The 18,331-nt window shown below is 66.7% G+C and carries 16 protein-coding genes and 1 tRNA gene; 8 read left to right on the top strand and 9 right to left on the bottom strand.

Going from position 1 to position 18,331, the window contains the following annotated elements:
- Nucleotides 1-18 precede the first annotated feature (18 nt).
- Together lldD and NDB2M1_RS03145 are read right to left on the bottom strand one after the other, a co-directional pair.
- Nucleotides 19-1,158, bottom strand: a complete 1,140-nt coding sequence (gene lldD, locus NDB2M1_RS03150; RefSeq protein WP_072380074.1) for an FMN-dependent L-lactate dehydrogenase LldD — start codon at nt 1,156-1,158, stop codon at nt 19-21.
- Between the two features lie 8 nt (nt 1,159-1,166).
- A complete protein-coding gene (locus NDB2M1_RS03145; RefSeq protein ID WP_072380072.1) occupies nt 1,167-2,492 on the bottom strand; it encodes an FGGY-family carbohydrate kinase in 1,326 nt (441 codons plus the stop codon).
- Nucleotides 2,493-2,634: 142 nt separating this feature from the next.
- Between NDB2M1_RS03145 and NDB2M1_RS03140 the strand changes: the two genes are divergently transcribed.
- The 5 genes from NDB2M1_RS03140 (at nt 2,635) to NDB2M1_RS03120 (ending at nt 9,578) form a co-directional block, all read left to right on the top strand.
- Nucleotides 2,635-4,743 (top strand): bifunctional rhamnulose-1-phosphate aldolase/short-chain dehydrogenase, encoded by a 2,109-nt coding sequence (locus NDB2M1_RS03140; protein WP_072379430.1) that lies wholly within the window; start codon nt 2,635-2,637, stop codon nt 4,741-4,743.
- 18 nt (nt 4,744-4,761) lie between these two features.
- Complete coding sequence (gene rhaI, locus NDB2M1_RS03135) at nt 4,762-6,054, top strand: L-rhamnose catabolism isomerase (protein ID WP_072379428.1); 1,293 nt, start codon at nt 4,762-4,764, stop codon at nt 6,052-6,054.
- A 179-nt stretch (nt 6,055-6,233) separates the two neighbouring features.
- Entirely contained in the window at nt 6,234-7,295 is a 1,062-nt protein-coding gene (locus NDB2M1_RS03130) for a DUF47 family protein (protein ID WP_072380070.1), read from the top strand.
- A 21-nt stretch (nt 7,296-7,316) separates the two neighbouring features.
- Nucleotides 7,317-8,330: an inorganic phosphate transporter gene (locus NDB2M1_RS03125; protein WP_054120510.1), complete on the top strand. Its 1,014-nt coding sequence runs from the start codon at nt 7,317-7,319 to the stop codon at nt 8,328-8,330.
- Between the two features lie 96 nt (nt 8,331-8,426).
- Entirely contained in the window at nt 8,427-9,578 is a 1,152-nt protein-coding gene (locus NDB2M1_RS03120) for a glutathione S-transferase family protein (protein ID WP_072379426.1), read from the top strand.
- Nucleotides 9,579-9,591: 13 nt separating this feature from the next.
- Here NDB2M1_RS03120 and NDB2M1_RS03115 read toward each other — a convergent pair.
- The 3 genes from NDB2M1_RS03115 to NDB2M1_RS03105 form a co-directional block, all read right to left on the bottom strand.
- Nucleotides 9,592-9,666 (bottom strand) — tRNA-Thr (locus NDB2M1_RS03115).
- A gap of 18 nt (nt 9,667-9,684) precedes the next feature.
- Nucleotides 9,685-10,557 carry a hypothetical protein gene (locus NDB2M1_RS03110; protein ID WP_072379424.1) on the bottom strand — a complete coding sequence of 291 codons (873 nt, stop codon included), beginning with the start codon at nt 10,555-10,557 and terminating at the stop codon, nt 9,685-9,687.
- A complete protein-coding gene (locus tag NDB2M1_RS03105; protein WP_072379422.1) occupies nt 10,554-11,876 on the bottom strand; it encodes a replication-associated recombination protein A in 1,323 nt (440 codons plus the stop codon). Before NDB2M1_RS03105 ends, NDB2M1_RS03110 begins: the two co-directional genes overlap by 4 nt.
- A gap of 167 nt (nt 11,877-12,043) precedes the next feature.
- Between NDB2M1_RS03105 and NDB2M1_RS03100 the strand changes: the two genes are divergently transcribed.
- From NDB2M1_RS03100 to NDB2M1_RS03090, 3 genes are read left to right on the top strand one after another with little or no spacing between them, the layout of a single operon-like run.
- Nucleotides 12,044-12,658, top strand: a complete 615-nt coding sequence (locus NDB2M1_RS03100; RefSeq protein ID WP_072379420.1) for a PadR family transcriptional regulator — start codon at nt 12,044-12,046, stop codon at nt 12,656-12,658.
- Entirely contained in the window at nt 12,655-12,987 is a 333-nt protein-coding gene (locus NDB2M1_RS03095; RefSeq protein ID WP_054120505.1) for a DUF2218 domain-containing protein, read from the top strand. The genes NDB2M1_RS03100 and NDB2M1_RS03095 overlap by 4 nt, the downstream gene beginning before the upstream one ends.
- A 53-nt stretch (nt 12,988-13,040) precedes the next feature.
- Complete coding sequence (locus NDB2M1_RS03090; RefSeq protein ID WP_072379418.1) at nt 13,041-13,475, top strand: hypothetical protein; 435 nt, start codon at nt 13,041-13,043, stop codon at nt 13,473-13,475.
- Here the strand turns inward: NDB2M1_RS03090 and NDB2M1_RS03085 are convergent.
- The 4 genes from NDB2M1_RS03085 to NDB2M1_RS03070 all read right to left on the bottom strand — a co-directional run bounded on the left by NDB2M1_RS03085 (nt 13,472) and on the right by NDB2M1_RS03070 (nt 18,310).
- Complete coding sequence (locus NDB2M1_RS03085) at nt 13,472-14,704, bottom strand: glycosyltransferase family 4 protein (protein ID WP_083554663.1); 1,233 nt, start codon at nt 14,702-14,704, stop codon at nt 13,472-13,474. The genes NDB2M1_RS03090 and NDB2M1_RS03085 overlap by 4 nt on opposite strands.
- Nucleotides 14,705-14,827: 123 nt before the next feature.
- Nucleotides 14,828-15,205, bottom strand: coding sequence for a hypothetical protein (locus NDB2M1_RS03080; protein ID WP_054120503.1), 378 nt, complete (start codon nt 15,203-15,205; stop codon nt 14,828-14,830).
- A gap of 117 nt (nt 15,206-15,322) precedes the next feature.
- On the bottom strand, nt 15,323-15,772 hold the full coding sequence (locus NDB2M1_RS03075; RefSeq protein ID WP_072379416.1) for a hypothetical protein: 450 nt from the start codon (nt 15,770-15,772) through the stop codon (nt 15,323-15,325).
- A 219-nt stretch (nt 15,773-15,991) separates the two neighbouring features.
- Nucleotides 15,992-18,310 carry a tetratricopeptide repeat protein gene (locus NDB2M1_RS03070; RefSeq protein WP_072379414.1) on the bottom strand — a complete coding sequence of 773 codons (2,319 nt, stop codon included), beginning with the start codon at nt 18,308-18,310 and terminating at the stop codon, nt 15,992-15,994.
- Nucleotides 18,311-18,331: the final 21 nt, after the last annotated feature.

The following is an 18,331-nucleotide window of genomic DNA, read 5'->3' as shown; positions in this document are numbered from 1 at the left end:
TTGAACCGTTCCAACCCGTCATGCCAGATTATCCCGGCTGATCCGGTCCACCCGCGTCACGCCGGTCAGCGCCATTGCCACGCGCATTTCCGCCTCGATCAGGCGCAGCATCTTGGCGACGCCCGCCTCGCCGCCCGCCGCCAGCGCAAAAGCCCAGGCCCGGCCCAGCAGCACGCCCTTCGCGCCCAGCGCCAGCATCCGCACCACATCGAGCCCCGAGCGCACGCCGCCATCGGCGAGCACCGTCAGCTTGTCCCCCACCGCATCGACAATCGGCGGCAAGGCGCGCGCGGTCGACAGCACACCGTCGAGTTGCCGCCCGCCATGGTTCGAAACCACGATCCCGTCCGCGCCGACGTCCGCCGCCGCCTTCGCATCCTCCGGATCGAGAATGCCCTTGAGGATCAGCGGCCCGGTCCACTCGCTGCGGATGAAGTCGAGATCGCGCCAGTGGATCGAGGAATCGAAATTCGCCCGCATCCAGGCGAAAAAGTCCTCCAGCCCCGTCCGCCCTTGCAGCAAAGGCGCGATGTTGCCGAGGTGGTGTGGGCGGCCCCAAAGGCCTACGTCCCAAGCCCAGCCGGGGCGCATGGCTGCCTGCACCACGCGCCGCATCGCGCCCAGCGGACCCGCCGCGCCCGCCAGTCCCGAACGCACGTCGCGATACCGGCTCCCCGGCACGGCCATGTCGACCGTGAACACCAGCGCCGGGCACTGCGCCTCGCGCGCCTGCGCCAGCAATTCGCGCATGAAGCCCCGGTCCTGGATCATGTAGAGCTGGAACCAGAAGGGCCCACGCGCCGCCTTGCGCACTTCATCCAACGGGCAGACCGATACGGTAGAGAGCGTGAACGGCACCCCCGCCGCCTCCGCCGCGCGCAGGGCCTGCACCTCGCCGCGCCGCGCGTTCATGCCCGCGAGGCCAATCGGTGCCAGCGCCACCGGCATGGCCAGCTTCTGGCCGAACAGCTCCGCCGAAAGGTCGATATCCGCCACATCGACAAGGATGCGCTGCCGCAGCGCGAGGGCCGCCAGATCGCTCACATTGCGCCCCAGCGTCGCCTCGGCATAGGAACCGCCGTCGATATATTCGAACAGGAAGTGCGGCAGCCGCCGCCGCGCGGCTTCGCGAAAGTCGGCGATATTGGCAATGATCATGTTACCGGTCACTGGGCGGTCTCCTGCAGCCACCGCGTGCGATAGGCCTCCCAATCGCCCGCCAGCGGCTCCACTTGCCTGAGCCGCGCGGCCGGCGCCAGACCGGATTTGATCAAACGGAGCGCCCCGAACGCGGCATCGCACGGCCCGTCCGCCACCAAGACGCGGCAGTCCGGCCGCAGCCCTGCCAGTGCCCGCACGAACACTTCGGCTGCCGCGAACCGCCCCTCGACCAGCACGGTTTCCCGCGCCCCGATCAGCTCCAGCGCCGCATCCGCCATCAGCGCCGCGTAAAGGCACGCCGCCGCGCGCCCATCGCCCGGCTCCCCGATCCACCGCGCCGTGCTGTCCGGAAACGGCCCGCAGCCGGGCGCCAAGGTCGGCAGCAGCATCGTCCCCGCCGCCAGCAGACCCGGCACTGCAGCCAGCATGTCCGCCTGCTCCGCCGGATCATCCACTCGCGCCCCATGCGCCGCCAGCTCGATCTCCCGCCCGCCCATGAACCGCGCCGAAGGCACCGCGCGCCCGTCGGCATCCACGTTCACCAGGCAGTCGCGCCCCTCCGGCAGCACCGGCGCATCGCCTTGCGCCCGCCGCATCGCGACAAACCACGTACCCGTCGAAAGCACCGTCGCCTCGCGGTCCGCCACTTCGGCAAACCCCCGCGCCGCATGGAGCGCCGCGTTGGAATCATGCACTCCGGCCAGCACGCGCACCTCTGGCGAAAGCCCCGTCGCCGCCGCGATCTCCCGCCTCAGCGTGCCGACAACAGCCCCCGAATGGACCACCGGCGCAAACCGCTCCGCCCAGCCCATCCGCTGCGCCAGCGGCGAGAACGCGGCCTCAGCCGGCGCCCACAGATCGGTATGGCACCCCAGCGAGCTCACCTCGCTCACCGCCGCACCGCTCAGGTACCACGCCCAGTATTGCGCCCAGGGCAGCAGCGTCGTTCCCTCCAGCGCGCCTTGTTCTTCCAGCCACCAAAGCTGCGCGCCAAGGTTCAGTCCATGGGGCAGGGCAGGGGAGCCCGTCACCTCAAACGGATCGCGCGCCGCGCGGTACCGCGCCATGACGTCATCCGGAATCGTCGCCTCATAGTCCACCGGCGCAAAGGCCAATGCGCTGTCCTTCAGCGCCGCCACCCCGGCGCCATGCCCCACTGGCACGATCGCCTCCACCGGATGCCCCCCAAAGGCCCCCAGCGCATCGACCAGCCACGCGGAAATCCCGGCAACATCGAGCACACCGCCAGCCGCCACATTGGGGCGCGTGCGCACATCGAGCCGCCGCCCGGCCCGGTCCCACAGCGAAACCTTGGCCAGCGTCTTGCCCATGTCGATCACGATGAATGCGCCGTGCTTCAGCGTCCGTCTCCCTTTTCTCAAACGATCAATATCAATCAATATTGATCGTTTCTAGTAGAAATGTTAGCAGGCTCTCGCAATCGCAGCCCATCGCTGCCCCCGGAAGGATGCCATGAACGCCCATACGCCTGTAGCTCCAGCGATTCCCTTCGCCGTGCCCGCCAGCCGCTGGGACGATGCGCACGCCGCCACGCTCAGCCCCGAGGAACTGCTGCTCTATCGCTCGAACCTCCTCGGCAGCGATCTTACCGTCACCAACTTCGGCGGCGGAAACACCTCGGCCAAGCTTACCGGCATCGATCCGCTGACCGGCGCGGACGTCCCCGTCCTCTGGGTCAAGGGCTCGGGCGGCGATATCGGCTCGATGAAACTCGACGGCTTTTCAACGCTCTATCAGGACAAGCTGCTCGCGCTCGAAGCGCACTATTCCGGGCCGGACGACGACGACAAGATGGTCGGCTTCCTTCCCCACTGCACCTTCAACCTGAACGCCCGCGCTGCCTCGATCGACACCCCGCTGCACTCGCTGCTGCCCTTCGCGCATGTCGATCACGTCCACCCCGATGCGATCATCGCGCTCGCGGCCAGCTCCGGCGGCGAGGCGGCGACCCGCGAGATCTGGGGCGGCCGGGTCGGCTGGCTCCCCTGGAAGCGCCCCGGCTACACGCTCGGCGTGATGCTGCGCGACTATGTCCGCGCGAACCCGCAGGTCCAAGGCGTCATGCTCGCCGGCCACGGCATCATCTGCTGGGCCGACAGCGCCAAGGCTTGCTACGAACACACCATTGGCCTGATCGCCGACGCCGCGCGCCATCTCAATGCCGCGATGGCCGGAAAGCCCGCGTTCGGCGGCCAGGTCATCGCGCCCCACCCGGACCGCGCGGCCATCGCCGCCGATCTCATGCCCCGCCTGCGCGGGCTGATGACCGGCACGCGGCGCAAGCTGGGCCACTTCTCGGATGATGCCGAAGCCCTCGAATTCACCGGCAGCGCGGACTTCCAGCGCCTCGCCGCGCTCGGCACCTCGTGCCCCGATCACTTCCTGCGCACCAAGATCGCGCCGCTGACGCTCGACCCTGCGCGCCTGACCGATGACGCCTATCTCGCGCAGCAACTCGCCGACTACCGCGCGCTCTACGCTGCCTATTACGAGCGCTGCAGACGCCCCAATTCCCCCGCCATGCGCGATCCCAACCCGGTCGTCGTCCTCGTCCCCGGGGTGGGCCGCATCACCTTCGCCACCGACAAGACCACCGCGCGCCTCGCCGGCGAATTCTACGGCAACGCCATCAACGTCATGCGCGGCGCCGAGGCCATCGGCGACTACATTGCGCTGGACGAACAGGAAGCCTTCGACATCGAATATTGGCTGCTCGAGGAAGCTAAGCTCCAGCGCATGCCCGCGCCAAAGCCGATGGTCGGCCGCATCGCGCTCGTCACCGGCGGGGCGGGTGGCATCGGCGCCGCCACCGCCGCGCGCTTCCTGCGCGAAGGCGCCTGTGTCGTCCTCGCCGACCGCGATGCCGCCGCGGCCGAAGAAGTCCGTGCCGGTTTCGCCGCCCAGTTCGGTAAGGACGTCGTCCGCGCCGTCGCTTGCGACGTCACCGACGAAGCGCAGGTGGCGGCCACCTTCGCCTACGCCGCGCGTGAGTTCGGCGGCCTCGATGTGCTGGTCGCCAACGCCGGCATCGCCAGCTCCGCCCCCATCGAGCAGACCACGGTCGAACTGTGGGACCGCAACTTCGATGTCCTCGCGCAGGGCTACTTCCTCACCGCCAAGCACGCATGGGGCCTGCTCAAGCGCATGAAGGAGCAGGGCGGCTCCTCGGTCGTCTTCATCGGCTCGAAAAACGCCGTCGCCGCCGCCGCCGGGGCCTCCGCCTATGCTTCCGCGAAGGCCGCCGCCAACCACCTTGCGCGCTGCCTCGCGCTGGAAGGCGCGCCCGAAGGCATCCGCGTCAACGTCGTCAATCCCGATGCGGTCATCAAGGGCAGCAAGATCTGGGACGGCGACTGGCGCAAGGAACGCGCCGCCTCCAACAAGGTCGACGCCGGCGAGGAACTCGAAGCCCACTATCGCAATCGCTCAATGCTGAAGCGCGACGTCCTCCCCGAAGATATCGCCGAAGCCGCCTTCTGGCTGGGCTCCGATCTTTCGGCCAAGTCCACCGGCAACATGATCAATGTTGACGCAGGCAACGTCCAGGCGTTCACCCGGTAAGCGGGAAGGGGAGAGAGAATGACCGAATTGCCCATCTCGTCCGACCTCATCGGGACATGCAACCACGCCCACCGCGAGGCGCTGGAGGACGACTACGCCGCCCTGGGCCGCAAGCTCGCCCGCGCCGGGATCGATATCGATGCGGTGAAGGCCAAGGTTGCCAGATTCTCCGTCGCCGTCCCCTCATGGGGCGCAGGGCGCGGCGGCACGCGTTTCGCCAAGTTCCCGATCCCCGGCGAGCCGACCAATATCCATGAGAAGCTGGAAGACTGCGCCGTCATCCAGCAACTCGGCCGCACCACGCCGCGCGTCTCGCCCCATTTCCCGTGGGACAAGGTCTCGGATTACAAGGCGCTGCGCGAGCACGCCGCCGCCCTCGGCCTCGGCTTCGATGCGGTCAATTCCAACACCTTTCAGGACCAGCCCGGCCAGCCCCACACTTACGCCCACGGCTCGCTCGCCGCGCAGGATGCCGCCACGCGTCAGCAGGCGGTCGAACACAACATTGAATGCATCGCAATCGGCCAGCAATTGGGCTCCACCGATCTCACCGTCTGGGTCGGCGATGGCACGAACTTCCCGGGCCAGCAGGATCTTGGCCGCAGCCTCGATCGCTATCTCGAAGCCGCCGCGCAGATATACGCCGCGCTCCCCGATGACTGGCGCATGCTCCTCGAACACAAGATGTTCGAGCCTGCTTTCTATTCCACCGTGATCAGCGACTGGGGCTCATCCATCCTCGCCGCGCAGGAACTCGGCCCCAAGGCCAAGTGCCTCGTCGATCTCGGCCATCATGCGCCCAACGTGAACATCGAACAGATCGTCGCCCGCCTCCACCGCTTCGGGAAGCTCGGCGGCTTCCACTTCAACGACAGCAAGTACGGCGACGACGACCTCGATTCCGGGTCCATCAACCCGCACCAGCTGTTCCTCGTCTTCAACGAACTGGCCGAGGCCGAGCTCAACCCGCGAGACGGCTTCAACCCCAGCTACATGATCGACCAGTCGCACAACGTCACCGATCCCATTGAATCGATGCTCTCTTCTGCCGAGACGATCACCCAGTGCTACGCCAAGGCCGCGCTGGTGGACCGCGCCACGCTCCACACCGCGCAGCAAGCCAACGACACGATGATGGCCTTCCAGGCCCTGCGCCGCGCCTACAACACCGATGTCGCGCCCATCCTCGCCATGGCGCGCTTGGAAGCCGGCGGCGCGATCGACGTGCTCGAGGCCTACCGCCTCAGCCAATATCGCAGCCGCAAGGCGCAAGAACGCAAAGCAGTGGGTCTGGGCGCAGGTATTGTGTAAGCAGACGCGATACTGCCCATGAAATCTGACGATATCTCGTCAAATTTCAGTCACGAAACTGGCGTTGCCACGCAACCGATGGTCTAGAGATCGCGGTTTTACCGGGAGTCTTTACCATCCGTCAGATTGCTGCCCTGCCGTACCGCTTCGAAGACGTCTCTGCCGATGCGCAGGTGCGGCTGATGCTGGTCACCTCGCGCGAGACGAAGCGCTGGGTCATTCCCAAGGGCAATCTGCCGGGCTCGCTGCTGCCCCACGTCGCCGCCGCGCGCGAGGCGGAGGAAGAAGCGGGCGTGTCCGGCGCCGCCTGCCCCACCCCGCTCGGCAGCTATCGCTACCGCAAGAAGCGCGGCAACGGCGCTTCGCTGATGGTCGATGTCGATGTCTTCCCGCTCGCCGTGACCCGCGAAATGCCCGCGTGGAAGGAACAGCACCAGCGCGAGCGCCGCTGGTTCACGCTGGCCGAAGCGGCGGACGCGGTCGACGAGCCGGACCTGCGCGATCTGATCCGATCTTTTGCCGCATCAGAATTCAGGGCAGCGACACAGCGTACGAGTGTGCTAGGGGCGGCCCTACACCACACACGGATGGGATCGATGTTCGCCTGGTTTCAGCGTCTCCTGCCCCGCACGGGCAATTTCTTTGACATGTTCGAGGCTCACGCCACCGCTGTCCTCGCTGCTTCGGACGCCATGGCGCGCCTGCTCGAGGAAGGCTCCTCCAGCGCCGACCACATCCGCGAGATCATCGAGCGCGAGAACGATGCCGACGAGATCACCCGCTCGGTGCTCCAGACCGTGCGCAAGACCTTCCTCACCCCGTTCGACCGCGGCGCGATCACCAGCCTGATCGGCGCGATGGACGATACGGTGGACGAGATGCACTCGGCCGCCAACGCCATCGCCATCTACGAGCTCAAGACTTTCGCGCCCGAAATGCGCGACATGGCCGCGATCATCGTCGATGCCGCGCGCGTCATGGCCGAGGCCGTGCCGCTGCTGCGCGATGTCGCCCGCAACGGCGCGCGCCTCCACGAACTCACCGAGCGGCTGGTGCGGATGGAAGCCCATTCGGACGAGATCCACGCCGCCGGCCTGCGCCGCGCGCTGCGCGATCATGGCGCGACCGATACGCTGCGCTTCGTGGTCGAGCGCGAGGTCTACAAGCATCTCGAACGCATCGTCGACGCCTTCGAGGATGCGGCGAACGAGATCGACGGCATCGTCATCGATCATTCGTAAGGCGGGCAGGGGGCTTACCGCATGCATGAGCTTGCCTTCCCGCTGCTGGTCGGGCTGATCCTGATCGCGCTGGCGTTCGATTATCTCAACGGCCTGCACGATGCGGCGAACTCCATCGCCACGGTCGTCGCCACGCGCCTGCTCAGCCCGGTGCAGGCGGTGGTCTTTGCCGCCGTGTTCAATGCCGGCGCCTATTTCCTGACGATCACGTTCCCCAGTTTGCAGGCTGTCGCCGCCACCATCGGCAAGGGCCTGATCGACAAGGACCTCGTCACCCCGGCGGTCGTCTTCGGCGCGCTGATCGGGGCGAGCACATGGAACATCCTCACCTGGCTCAAGGGCATTCCCTCCTCCTCCAGCCACGCGCTCGTCGGCGGGCTGATCGGCTCGGGCCTCGCCCATGCGGGGATGACCGGCATCCAGTGGAGCGGCCTCAACAAGACGCTGATCGCGATTGTCCTTTCGCCCACCATCGGCATGCTGCTGGCGATGCTGGTCATGCTGCTGACCAGCTGGCTCTTCCGCAACGCCACCGCGCGCGGCGCCGAGACGCGTTTCCGCTATCTCCACCTGCTCTCCTCCGCCGCCTATTCGCTGAGCCACGGCCTGAACGACGCACAAAAGACGATGGGGATCATCACCGTGCTGCTCTATTCGACCGGGCGGCTCACCGGGCCCTTCGAGGTGCCGCACTGGGTGGCGATCTCGTGCTACCTCGCCATCGGCCTCGGCACGCTGACGGGCGGCTGGAAGATCATCGAGACGATGGGCGGGCGCATCACCAAGCTCTCGCAGCACCAGGGTTTCAGCGCTTCGGCGGCAGGCTCGATCGTGCTGTTCGGCGCCTCGGCGCTCGGCATTCCGGTCTCGACCACCCACACCGTCACCGGCGCCATTATCGGCGCCGGCACTGCTCGTCGCGCCTCCGCCGTGCGGTGGGGCGTGGCACAGAGCGTGGTCGTCGCCTGGATCATCACGATCCCGGCGTCCGCCGCTGTCGGCGCGCTGTTCTATGCGCTGACGACGCTGTTCTGAGGTTCGCGCCGGCAGGCGTCCGGTCCGTTTCTTCGCCGGACCTGTAGCTATTTGCCCGTACCGTCCGAACCCGTCGGACTGCAAAAGAGAGGGATCATGCCGGAGCACAGCTTCATCCTGTGGGGCACGCCGCATTCGCTGTTCACCGGCAAGGTGCGCAGTTATCTTCTGAAGCACGGCATTCCCTTCACCGAACGGACGCCCGCCGATCCCCGCTTCGCCGCCCAGATCGTCCCCGCCATCGGCTTGCAGGTCGTGCCGGTGCTCGAGACTCCGGACGGCGCGTTGTGGCAGGACAGCACGGTCATCATCGACCGGCTCGAGCACCGCGAACCGCGCTTGCAGGCAGCTGGCACGGGGCTGTGCGGCGTCATCGCGCACCTCCTCGACGCCTTCGCCTGCACGGCGCTGCTCCCCATGGCGATGCATTACCGCTGGAGCTACCGCGACCAGCAAGAGCAGTTCCTGCTCGCCGAATTCGGGCGGGCGATCCCTCCGGGCGCCGTCCCCCCGGCCCACAAGGCGGCCACCACGGCCAGGGTCATGGACAAGTTCGCCGGCTTTCTTGCCGGTCTTGGCGTGACAGCGGACGTCATTCCGGTGATCGAGCAGGACTACCTCGATCTGCTTGCCGCGCTCGAAGATCACTTCCAGCATGAACCCTATGTGCTGGGCCGCGCGCCCAGCCTCGCCGATTTCGGCTTGATGGCGCCGCTCTACGCCCATCTGGCGCGCGATCCGGTCCCCGGCTTCATCATGAAGACCAGGGCGCCGGCAGTGGCCCGCTGGACCGAGCGGATGAACACACCGGGACTTAGCGATCCTGAATTTGGCCCCGCCGAAACATCCGAACCGGCAGGCTTGCCGCCGACGCTGCCCGCCATTCTCGAAGTCGTCTTCCGCATCTGGACACCCGGCCTGCTGGCCGACGCGGCGCTGTTCAATGCCTGGTGCGGCGCGCTCACCGATCCGGCCCCCGGCACGCTGGTTTCGGCAGATTCGCGGCGGCTCGTCCATGCGCGCCTGGGTCCGGTCACCTACACGCGCGGCGGCACCACGTTCAGCCGGGAAAGCCAGCCGCAGGCACTGTGGCATCTCGCCAGAGCGCAAGCCGCCGCTGCCGCGCTGGAGCCGCACCAAGCCTCCGAATTACACGCGCTTCTGGAGCAGACGGGCGGGCTGGGGGCAATGGGGATCAGCCTTGCGCGGCCGATCGTCCGTCACGACAACGTGCTGGTGCTGGGGTAGAGTGTTTGGGAAATGGTGCCGGCTGAGGGATTTGAACCCCCGACCTTCGGTTTACAAAACCGCTGCACTACCACTGTGCTAAGCCGGCGCTGAAAGCCCCTTAGCGTCAGGTGGCGCCAAAGGTCCAGCCCTCGGTGCGGGCAATTGCATCCGTAAGGCCTGCCGGGGCCCACAGCGCCGGATCGTGCGCCACCTTGCGCAGCCATGCTGAGGTGATCAAGGCATCGCAGGTGTGGTCGTCAACTGGGCCGCGCAAGCCTGCCCGAGCGCTCCCCAGCTGCGCCAGCGCTTCATCCAGTTCCGCGCCATCCCTGATCTTCGACCGGCTCGCACTCCGCCCCGCCGCCATCGCGGCGATCGTTGTGTAGATTTCGCAGACGACCGAGCCCGTCTCCGGAAACGGATCGATCGGCCAGACCGGCAGCCCTCCCTCCAGCCGGTGCAGCACGCGCATTCCCGAAAGGCTCGATTTGCCCACTTGCGCCGCGCCGACCAGATTGAAGTTTGAATAAGGCGAGCAGCCCATGGCCTGCTGCGCCAGTTCGGTCACCCGCAGCCGCCCGCGCCCGCCTCCAAAGGCGGCGCCTTCACGCCCGCCATGCCGCCGGAAATGCGCACTCGCCTCGGGATGGTCGACGAACGCCCCCACCGACAAGTGCGGCTCATCGGCGCAAATCGCGTCGATCAGCGCCCACAAGCCCTTGGCATCTGCGGGGCTTTCCGGCCAGCCGGGAAAGAACGCGCCTCGATCCACAAAGGCGAGAGAGATCCCAAGGTCCACCCCCACCAGCGTATCCGCCGGCAGGTCCTCCACCAGCCAGTGCAGCACGTCGGTGCGCGACCACCGGTGACCCGCCCGCACCAGCCTTGGCGCAGCTGCACCCTCGTCGCAAATCGCCAGCGCAATTCCCCGGTGCCGTTCGCCCGCCGCGCCGGACCAGTCGATGGCCGCGAAATGCCGGAACCGTCCGGCTCTCATTCCCCCCGCCGCTCACGCCGCTTCTTGTCCCACCAGTCGAGCCGCTTCTGGATCTCGCGCTCGAACCCGCGCTCGACCGGCTTGTAGAACGTCTGCGCGCGCATCCCCTCGGGCCAGTAGTCGGCGCCCGAAAAGCCGTCCTCCGCCTCGTGGTCATAGGCATAGCCCTCGCCATAGCCGATCTCCTTCATCAGCTTGGTCGGGGCATTGAGGATATGCGCCGGAGGTGAAAGCGATCCCGTCTCCCGCGCGCTCGCGAAAGCCGCCTTCTGCGCCGCATAGGCCGCGTTCGATTTGGGCGCGGTGGCGAGATAGAGGCACGCCTGCACGATGGCGAGTTCCCCCTCCGGCGAGCCGAGGAACTGGTAGGCATCCTTTGCCGCCAGGCACTGCACCAGCGCCTGCGGGTCGGCGAGCCCGATGTCCTCGCTGGCAAAGCGCACCAGACGTCGCAGCACGTAGAGCGGCTCCTCGCCTGCCGTCAGCATCCGCGCCATGTAGTAGAGCGCCGCCTGCGGGTCCGAACCGCGCAGCGCCTTGTGGAGCGCGGAAATCAGGTTGTAGTGCCCGTCGCGGTCCTTGTCGTAGACCGCCACCCGCCGCATCAGGAACTTCGCGAGGTCCTCCGGCCCGAGCGGCGCAGGCAGCGAGACATCGAACAGCGTCTCCGCCTGCCCCAGCAGAAACCGCCCGTCGCCATCCGCCGAGGCAATCAGCGCCTCGCGCGCCGGCGGCGTCAGCGGCAAACGCAGGCCCGTCAGCTCCTCGGCCCGCGCCAGCAACGATCCCAGCGCCTCGGCATCCAGCCGGTGCAGGATCAGCACTTGCGCGCGGCTGAGGAGCGCCGCGTTCAGCGCAAAGCTCGGGTTCTCGGTCGTCGCGCCGACCAGCGTGACGGTGCCCTTCTCGACATAGGGCAGAAACCCATCCTGCTGCGCCCGATTGAAGCGGTGGATCTCGTCCACGAACAGCAAGGTCTTGCGCCCGATCTGCGCCATGGCTTCCGCCTCGGCAAAGGCCTTCTTGAGGTCCGCCACGCCCGAAAACACCGCGCTGATCGCCACGTAGCGCAGCCCCACCGCATCGGCGAGCAGCCGCGCGATGGTCGTCTTGCCCGTGCCCGGCGGCCCCCACAGCACGATCGAGGAGAGCTTCCCCGCCGCGACCATCCGGCCAATCGCGCCGTCCGGCCCCGTCAGGTGATCCTGGCCCACGACTTCGCCAAGGTTTGCCGGACGCAGCCGCTCGGCCAGCGGCGCATCATCGGCAGCGTGCTCGCGCGGCGTTTCGGCGGGGGCAGGGGCGAAGAGATCGGCCATCGTCCTCCCGATCTAGTCACCTCCAGACGATTTTGCATCCACCCTCTTGCCAAGATTGTTTAAAGATATATCTTAGAGCCATCATGAAACATCAAGGACGCACAATGCGATTCGCCAAGGACAACTCTTTTCACGGCCACGGACATGGCCATAAACACCACTTCGCCATGAAGATGATGGCCAGAGGATTTGGCGGCGGTTGGGGACACCGCGGCGGCTTCGGTGGCTGGGGCGGCGGCGAGGACTGGGACGATGAAGGCCCGGGCTTTGGCGGACGCCGCGGCCGCCATGGCGGCAGGGGTGGCCGCATGTTCGGCCCCGGCGAACTGCGCCTCCTGCTTTTGCTCTTGCTCGACGAGCAGGACCGCCACGGCTACGAACTGATCAAGGCGATCGAGGAACTCGCCGCCGGCGCCTATGCGCCCAGCCCCGGCGTGGTCTATCCCACGCTCTCGCTTCTGGTCGACGAAGGCATGATCGCAGAGGTTCCGGGGGAGGGCGCCCGCAAGGCCTTCACCATCACCGATGCTGGCCGCGCCGAACTTGCGCCCCGGCTGGAGGAAGCCAAGGCCATCGTCCAGCGCCTCGGCGATTTCGGCAAGGCCCGCGCTGACGCCGAAGGCCGCACCGGCAGCCCGCCCTTGCGCCGCGCCATGGCCAACCTGATGATCGCGCTGCGCCACCGCGCCGGCCGCGGTCTCGACGAACCTACCGCCCACCAGATCGCCGATATCCTCGACGAAGCCGCCCGCAAGATCGAACGCCTCGGAGCCGCGCAATGAGCCCAGAGTCCAGCAGTGCAATCGCCAACGTCGCCACAGCCCATGCCAGCAAGTACCTCCAACAGGTCTGCAAGCACTGGGAACACAACCTTGCCGTCAGCTTCGATGCGCAGCGGGGCACCGTCACCTTCCCCCGCGACGCGCGCGGCGCCTCGTGGGCGGGTGACGCGCTCGTCACCTTCACGGCGCACCCCGAAGCACTCGAATGCCGCATCGATGCCAGCGAGCCGGGCCAGCTGGGCGGCCTCAAAGGCGCCGTCGAACGCCACATCGACCGCTTCGCCTTCCGCGAGACGCTGACGTGGGATTGGTCCGATCTGGCAGGTTGATTGCCCTTCCTTCCGCTCCGGCGTATCATCGGCGCCGGAGCGGGAGAACACTGATGCCCCTGAACCCAAGACCTAGAGCAACGGTATCCTTCTGGTTCGTCGCCGTCCTCAGCCTGCTGTGGAACCTGTTCGGCTGCTACGATTATCTGATGTCCAAGCTTTCGCCCGAAAGCTATTTCGCCAGCATGGGGATGAACGCCGAAAGCGTTGCCTACATGGCCGCATTGCCGGGCTGGCTCACCGCCTTCTGGGCACTCGGCGTGTGGGGCTCCCTTGCAGGCTCGCTCCTGCTGCTGGCCCGCTCGCGCCTCGCCGTACCCGCCTTCGCGCTTTCGCTCGCCGGTCTTGCGGTCAGCCAGCTCACGCAGGAGTTCTGGCTCCACCCACCGCAGGCAGGCCCCATCGGCCTGATCCTCATGGTGTGGTCCGCGCTCGTCTTCTTCCTGATCTACGCGCGCAGCATGGCCGCCAGGGGCGTACTGCGCTAGCGCCGCTTCAGCGCGTCCTTCTGGCGGATCAGCCTCAGGTAGGTGTCCGCCACCGCCTGGTTGATCGCATCCCAGCTGAAATCGAGCGACCGCCGTTCGCCCGCCGCGCCGTGCTGCGCACGCAGGTCGGCATTCTCGACATAGGCCCGCAGCGCCTCGGCAAAGTGATGCAGTGCCCCCGGCGCGATCAGGCGGCCCGAAACGCCGTCGGAAACAAGGCTCTGGCTCCCCGTCGCCGCCGCCGCCACGACCGGTACCGCGCAGGCCATCGCTTCCAGCGTCACGTTGCCGAATGTCTCGGTCACGCTCGGGTTGAACAGCACGTCCATCGCCGCCACCGCGCGCCCCAGATCCTTGCCGCCCTGAAACCCGGTGAACACCGCGCCCGGCAGCCGCGCCTCGAACCACGTCCGCGCCGGGCCTTCGCCCACCACCATCACCCGGTGGCGCGTGCCTTCACGCGTGCCGCGGCGGTTAAGCTCGTCGATCGTGTCCGAAAACACGTCGAGCCCCTTTTCCATCACCAGCCGCCCGAGAAAGCCGATCACCACCTCGTCGTCGGCAATGCCCAGACTGCGCCGCCATTCCAGATCGCGCCGGCCGGGGTTGAAGATCGTCCGGTCCACCCCGCGCGACCACAGCGAGATGTCGTAGTTCATGCGCTCCTCGCGCAGCACTTGCGCCATCGATTCGGACGGCGCCACCAGCGCATCGCAGCGGCGGTAGAACCGGCGCAGCAGCGCGGTCAGGATCGGCTCCAGCCACGCCATGTTGTAATAGCGCGGGTAGGTGTCGAAGCGGGTGTGCACGCTTGCCAGCACCGGCAACCCGCGTCCGCGTGCCCAGGTCACCGCGCGGTGCGCCGCCGGATCGGGCGAGGAGACGTGGACGACATTCGGCTGGAATGCCTTGAGGTCGGCGCGCGCCTTCCGGCCCAATGCGAAGGGAATGCGATACTCCGCGCGGCCCGGCACGGGAAACGAAGGCAGCCCCACCAGCTTGCCCATCGAAGGAAACGCGGGCTTTCTCACCTTGGGCGCGAACACATGGACTTGCGCGCCCTGCCGCTGGAGATAGCCCACCAGCCGGTTCAGTGCCTGGTTCGCCCCGTCGCGCACATAATTGTAATTGCCGCTCAGCAGCGCGACCCGCAGCCCCTTGAGCGGCGCTTCGGCGAAGCTCGGTTCCGGCGCGGTATCGAAGCTCTCGGCTGGGGCAGGGCGGTCCATCCGCGCGGCCATAGTGTCTTTTGCTCATATAAGAAAGGCGCACCGATCACCTTGGCGCATGACGCCGCAAGGTGACCGGTGCGTGCAGGGGTTCGTGGAGGCGCAAGCTTGGAGGACCCGAGCTTACCAACCGCGCCAGCCTCCACGATCACCCCAACGATCATGCTCCCAGCGTTCGTGTTCCCAACGCTCGTGCTCGCGCCAGCGCCGCCATTGTTCATAGCGCGGATCATAGCCGCGCCACACCGGATAGGGGCGGTAGACCGGATAGGCCGGGTAGTAATACCCGCCGTAATAGCGCGGGCGGTTGTCATAGCGGACATAGACGTCCGAATTGCGGTCCGATGCGATCGCCGCGCCCACGGCTAGCCCCAGCACGCCTGCGCCGATCGCGATGGCGGCATCGTTGCCGCGCCGCCCGTGCGCCTCGGCCGGCACCGCCATCGCCATGCTGCCCGCAGCGAGCGCGGCAGCGACAAGTCCTGGTTTCCAAAGCTTCATGGCTGTTCTCCTTGGCAGGCCCGGTCCGGCCTGCATGTGCTGCAAAGAGGAGCGCCTCCGGGCTGAACCGTTTCTGAAGCGGCGCGGGCAATGCGCCGCGCCGCTCCAAAGCTGCGATCAGTTGCCGTCCTGGTCATAATCCGGATCGCGATAGCCGCGCCGGTCGTAGTAGCCGTCGTTCCCTTGCGGATAACCATCGCGGCTGTAGCCCGGCTGCCCGCCCTGATAGCGCTGGTCATAGGGATCGCCGTTATAGGCGCCCTGCCAGCTGGGCTGGCCCCGATACTGGTTCTGGTATTGGCCCTGATAGCGGTTGTCGTACCGGCGATAGGCGTGGTCGCGATCCCGGTTGCGATTGCTGTTCGCCGCCGAAACGATGATCGCCCCAAGCGCAAGGCCGATGATGCCCCCCGCAATCGCCGCGCCGGTGCTGTCGCCGCCGCGATGGTGGCGATAGCCGCCATAGCCGCCGCCGTAATAGGGATCCGCCATCGCCGGCGTGGCGCTGGCGAGCGCGGTGGCGGCAAGGGTGACTGCCAGCACGGCCTTCTTCGCGAAGTTCAACATGGTCCATCTCCTGCGGGCGAAGGAAAGGCCAAGCGGATCATCCCGCCGCGATTCGTCGCCGTCGAGGATGGGATTAGGCTTTGCCGCCTGACTGCACGCGGAATGGCCAATGCAGCCGTTGTTCAGGTTTGCGATGATTTAAATGAACAAAACACCCCGATCTCGTCACTGCGAGCGCAGCGAAGCAATCCAGAGCAGCCACGCGCGCCGCTTGCAAACTCACGCGCCTCTTTCCAGCTCCGCCACAAAGCCCCGCACAATTGCCAGATCGTTCGCAAACACCGCATGATCCGGCGCCAGCGCCACCAACGCAGCGCTGATCCCCTCCGCCTGCCGCGCAAGCTCAAGCGCCTCAGCGCTCCGGCCAAGCTCCGCAAGCACCCCGGCCACGCGAATGAGCGAAACGAACACATCGCGTTTGTTGCTCGCCGAGGAAGGATCGGCCCTGGCGAGCGCTTCGCGGATGCCAAGGCCGCGTTCAAAGCGCGTGAGCGCGTCGTCCAGGCGTCCCTGCGCCACCATAACATCGCCGACCTTGTTGAAGCTGACCGAAATATCGCGGCGGAGGCTGGCCGAGGAGGGATCGGCCTCGGCCAGCGCTTCGCGGATGCCAAGGCCGCGTTCGAAGCGCGCGAGCGCGTCGTCCAGGCGTCCCTGCGCCACCATGACATCGCCGACATTGTTGAAGCTGACCGAAATATCGCGGCGGAGGCTGGCCGAGGAGGGATCGGCCTCGGCCAGCGCTTCGCGGATGCCAAGGCCGCGTTCGAATCGCTCGAGCGCGTCGTCCAGGCGTCCCTGCGCCACCATGACATCGCCGACGCTGTCGAGGCTGACCGAGATGTCGCGGCGGAGGCTGGCCGAAGAAGGATCGACCCTGGCGAGTGCTTCCATGATTTCGAGGCCGCGTTCGAAGCGCTTGAGCGCGTCGTCCAGGCGTCCCTGCTCCACCATGACATCGCCGACCTTGATGAGGCTCACCGAAATGTCGCGGCGGAGGCTGGCCGAGGAGGGATCGGCCCTGGCGAGTGCTTCCATGATTTCGAGGCCGCGTTCGAAGCGCTTGAGCGCCTCGGTAAGGCGTCCCTGCGCCACCATGACATCGCCGACCCTGTTGAGGCTAACCGAAATGTCGCGGCGGAGGCTGGCCGAGGAGGGATCGGCCGCGGCGAGCGATTCTGCGATTTCGAGGCTGCGGTCGAAGCGCTCGAGCGCGTCGTCCAGGCGTCCCTGCGCCACCATGACATCGCCGACCTTGATGAGGCTGACCGAAATATCTCGGCGGAGGCTGGCCGAGGAGGTATCGGCCCTGGCGAGCGCTTCGACGATGCCAAGACCTGCCTGGAATTCGTGCAAGGCTTCGGCCAGATTGCCTTCTGCGACCAGAACGGCCCCGAGTTCGTTATGGAGTACGCTGCGGTCGCGCTCATCCGTAACGTGTTGCAAGGCGCTGCCGAAGCACGTGCGCGCGGCGGCGAGCGTCTCGTAGTCTGCCTTCAGCCTGCCGAGTTCGATCCACGACCAGACATCGGTGGGGTCAAGCAAGACCGCTTGTTCATACGCTGCCTTCGCCTTTGTTCGGGCAAACGGCGCATAGATACGGGCAGCTCGTCTGGCGGTTTCGGCATCGCGGCGCTTGCCTTCGTGCACCTGCGCCATAAGGCTGTCACCGACAACCTCCGGACCTCCATCGACAATCTCCGCCAGGATGCCTTGATCCTCGGCCTTGTCAGAAGCGGCAAGCTCTTCGGTCGCCACCGCAAAGGGTGCTGCTTCCCGCTGGTCTGATATCTGCGCCGAAAGAGCAGCGATCGCCGCCAGAATTGCTTCATTCTGCGCGGTTGTTTTCGCGAATCCCGCGTTCATTTCGGCGCGGAGATCGGCAATCGCGTCGATCAGGCCTTGTATGCGGGCTGACTGCGCCTCGGCGAGTTCGACCAGCGCCTCGGCGCGCGCGTAGATGGCATTGCTGCGGTCGAACTGCAGAATGCGGAACAGCGGGGTCGATGATTTCACCTTGTCCGCGAAGAACAGCTCGAAACTGCCGGCCCAACCGGGATATGTGCCATGCCCGAAGCGAAAGACCGCGCGAAGCCCGTCGGTGAGCGGCACGCCCATCGCGCTTTCGACAATGGTGATGACGCTGGCTGTCGCTGCCGCTGCAGCATTGATGCCGTCATGCCCGTAAATCGCCTCGACCCGCTCCTGCAGCAGCGCGACAGGAACATTCGAAGCATCGGGGTGCATCCGGGTCAGACTGCCCGAGCGCACCATCCGGTTCAGCGCCTGAGATGCGCCATAGTCCTGCACGGTCACGTTGGCATCCGCACAGGCCTTGGCCATCACACCCAGCGATTCCGCGAAAGCCTCGTGCATCGCGTTCAGCACATGATGGTTTTTCGGGAATGTCTTGAGATCAAGCAGGTCCGCACATTGCTGTGCCGCATGCAGAACTCCGGCGTCGAACCGATTGCCGAGCAGGCCCCCGATGCAGGAGCCCAGAATGTCGACCGACGCGAAGAGAGCAATCGCACTCACGCCGGAAAGGATGACGCGAGT

Source organism: Novosphingobium sp. NDB2Meth1 (genome assembly GCF_900117425.1).
Classification (GTDB): Bacteria; Pseudomonadota; Alphaproteobacteria; order Sphingomonadales; family Sphingomonadaceae; genus Novosphingobium.
This window is presented reverse-complemented; position numbering and strand designations above follow the sequence as displayed.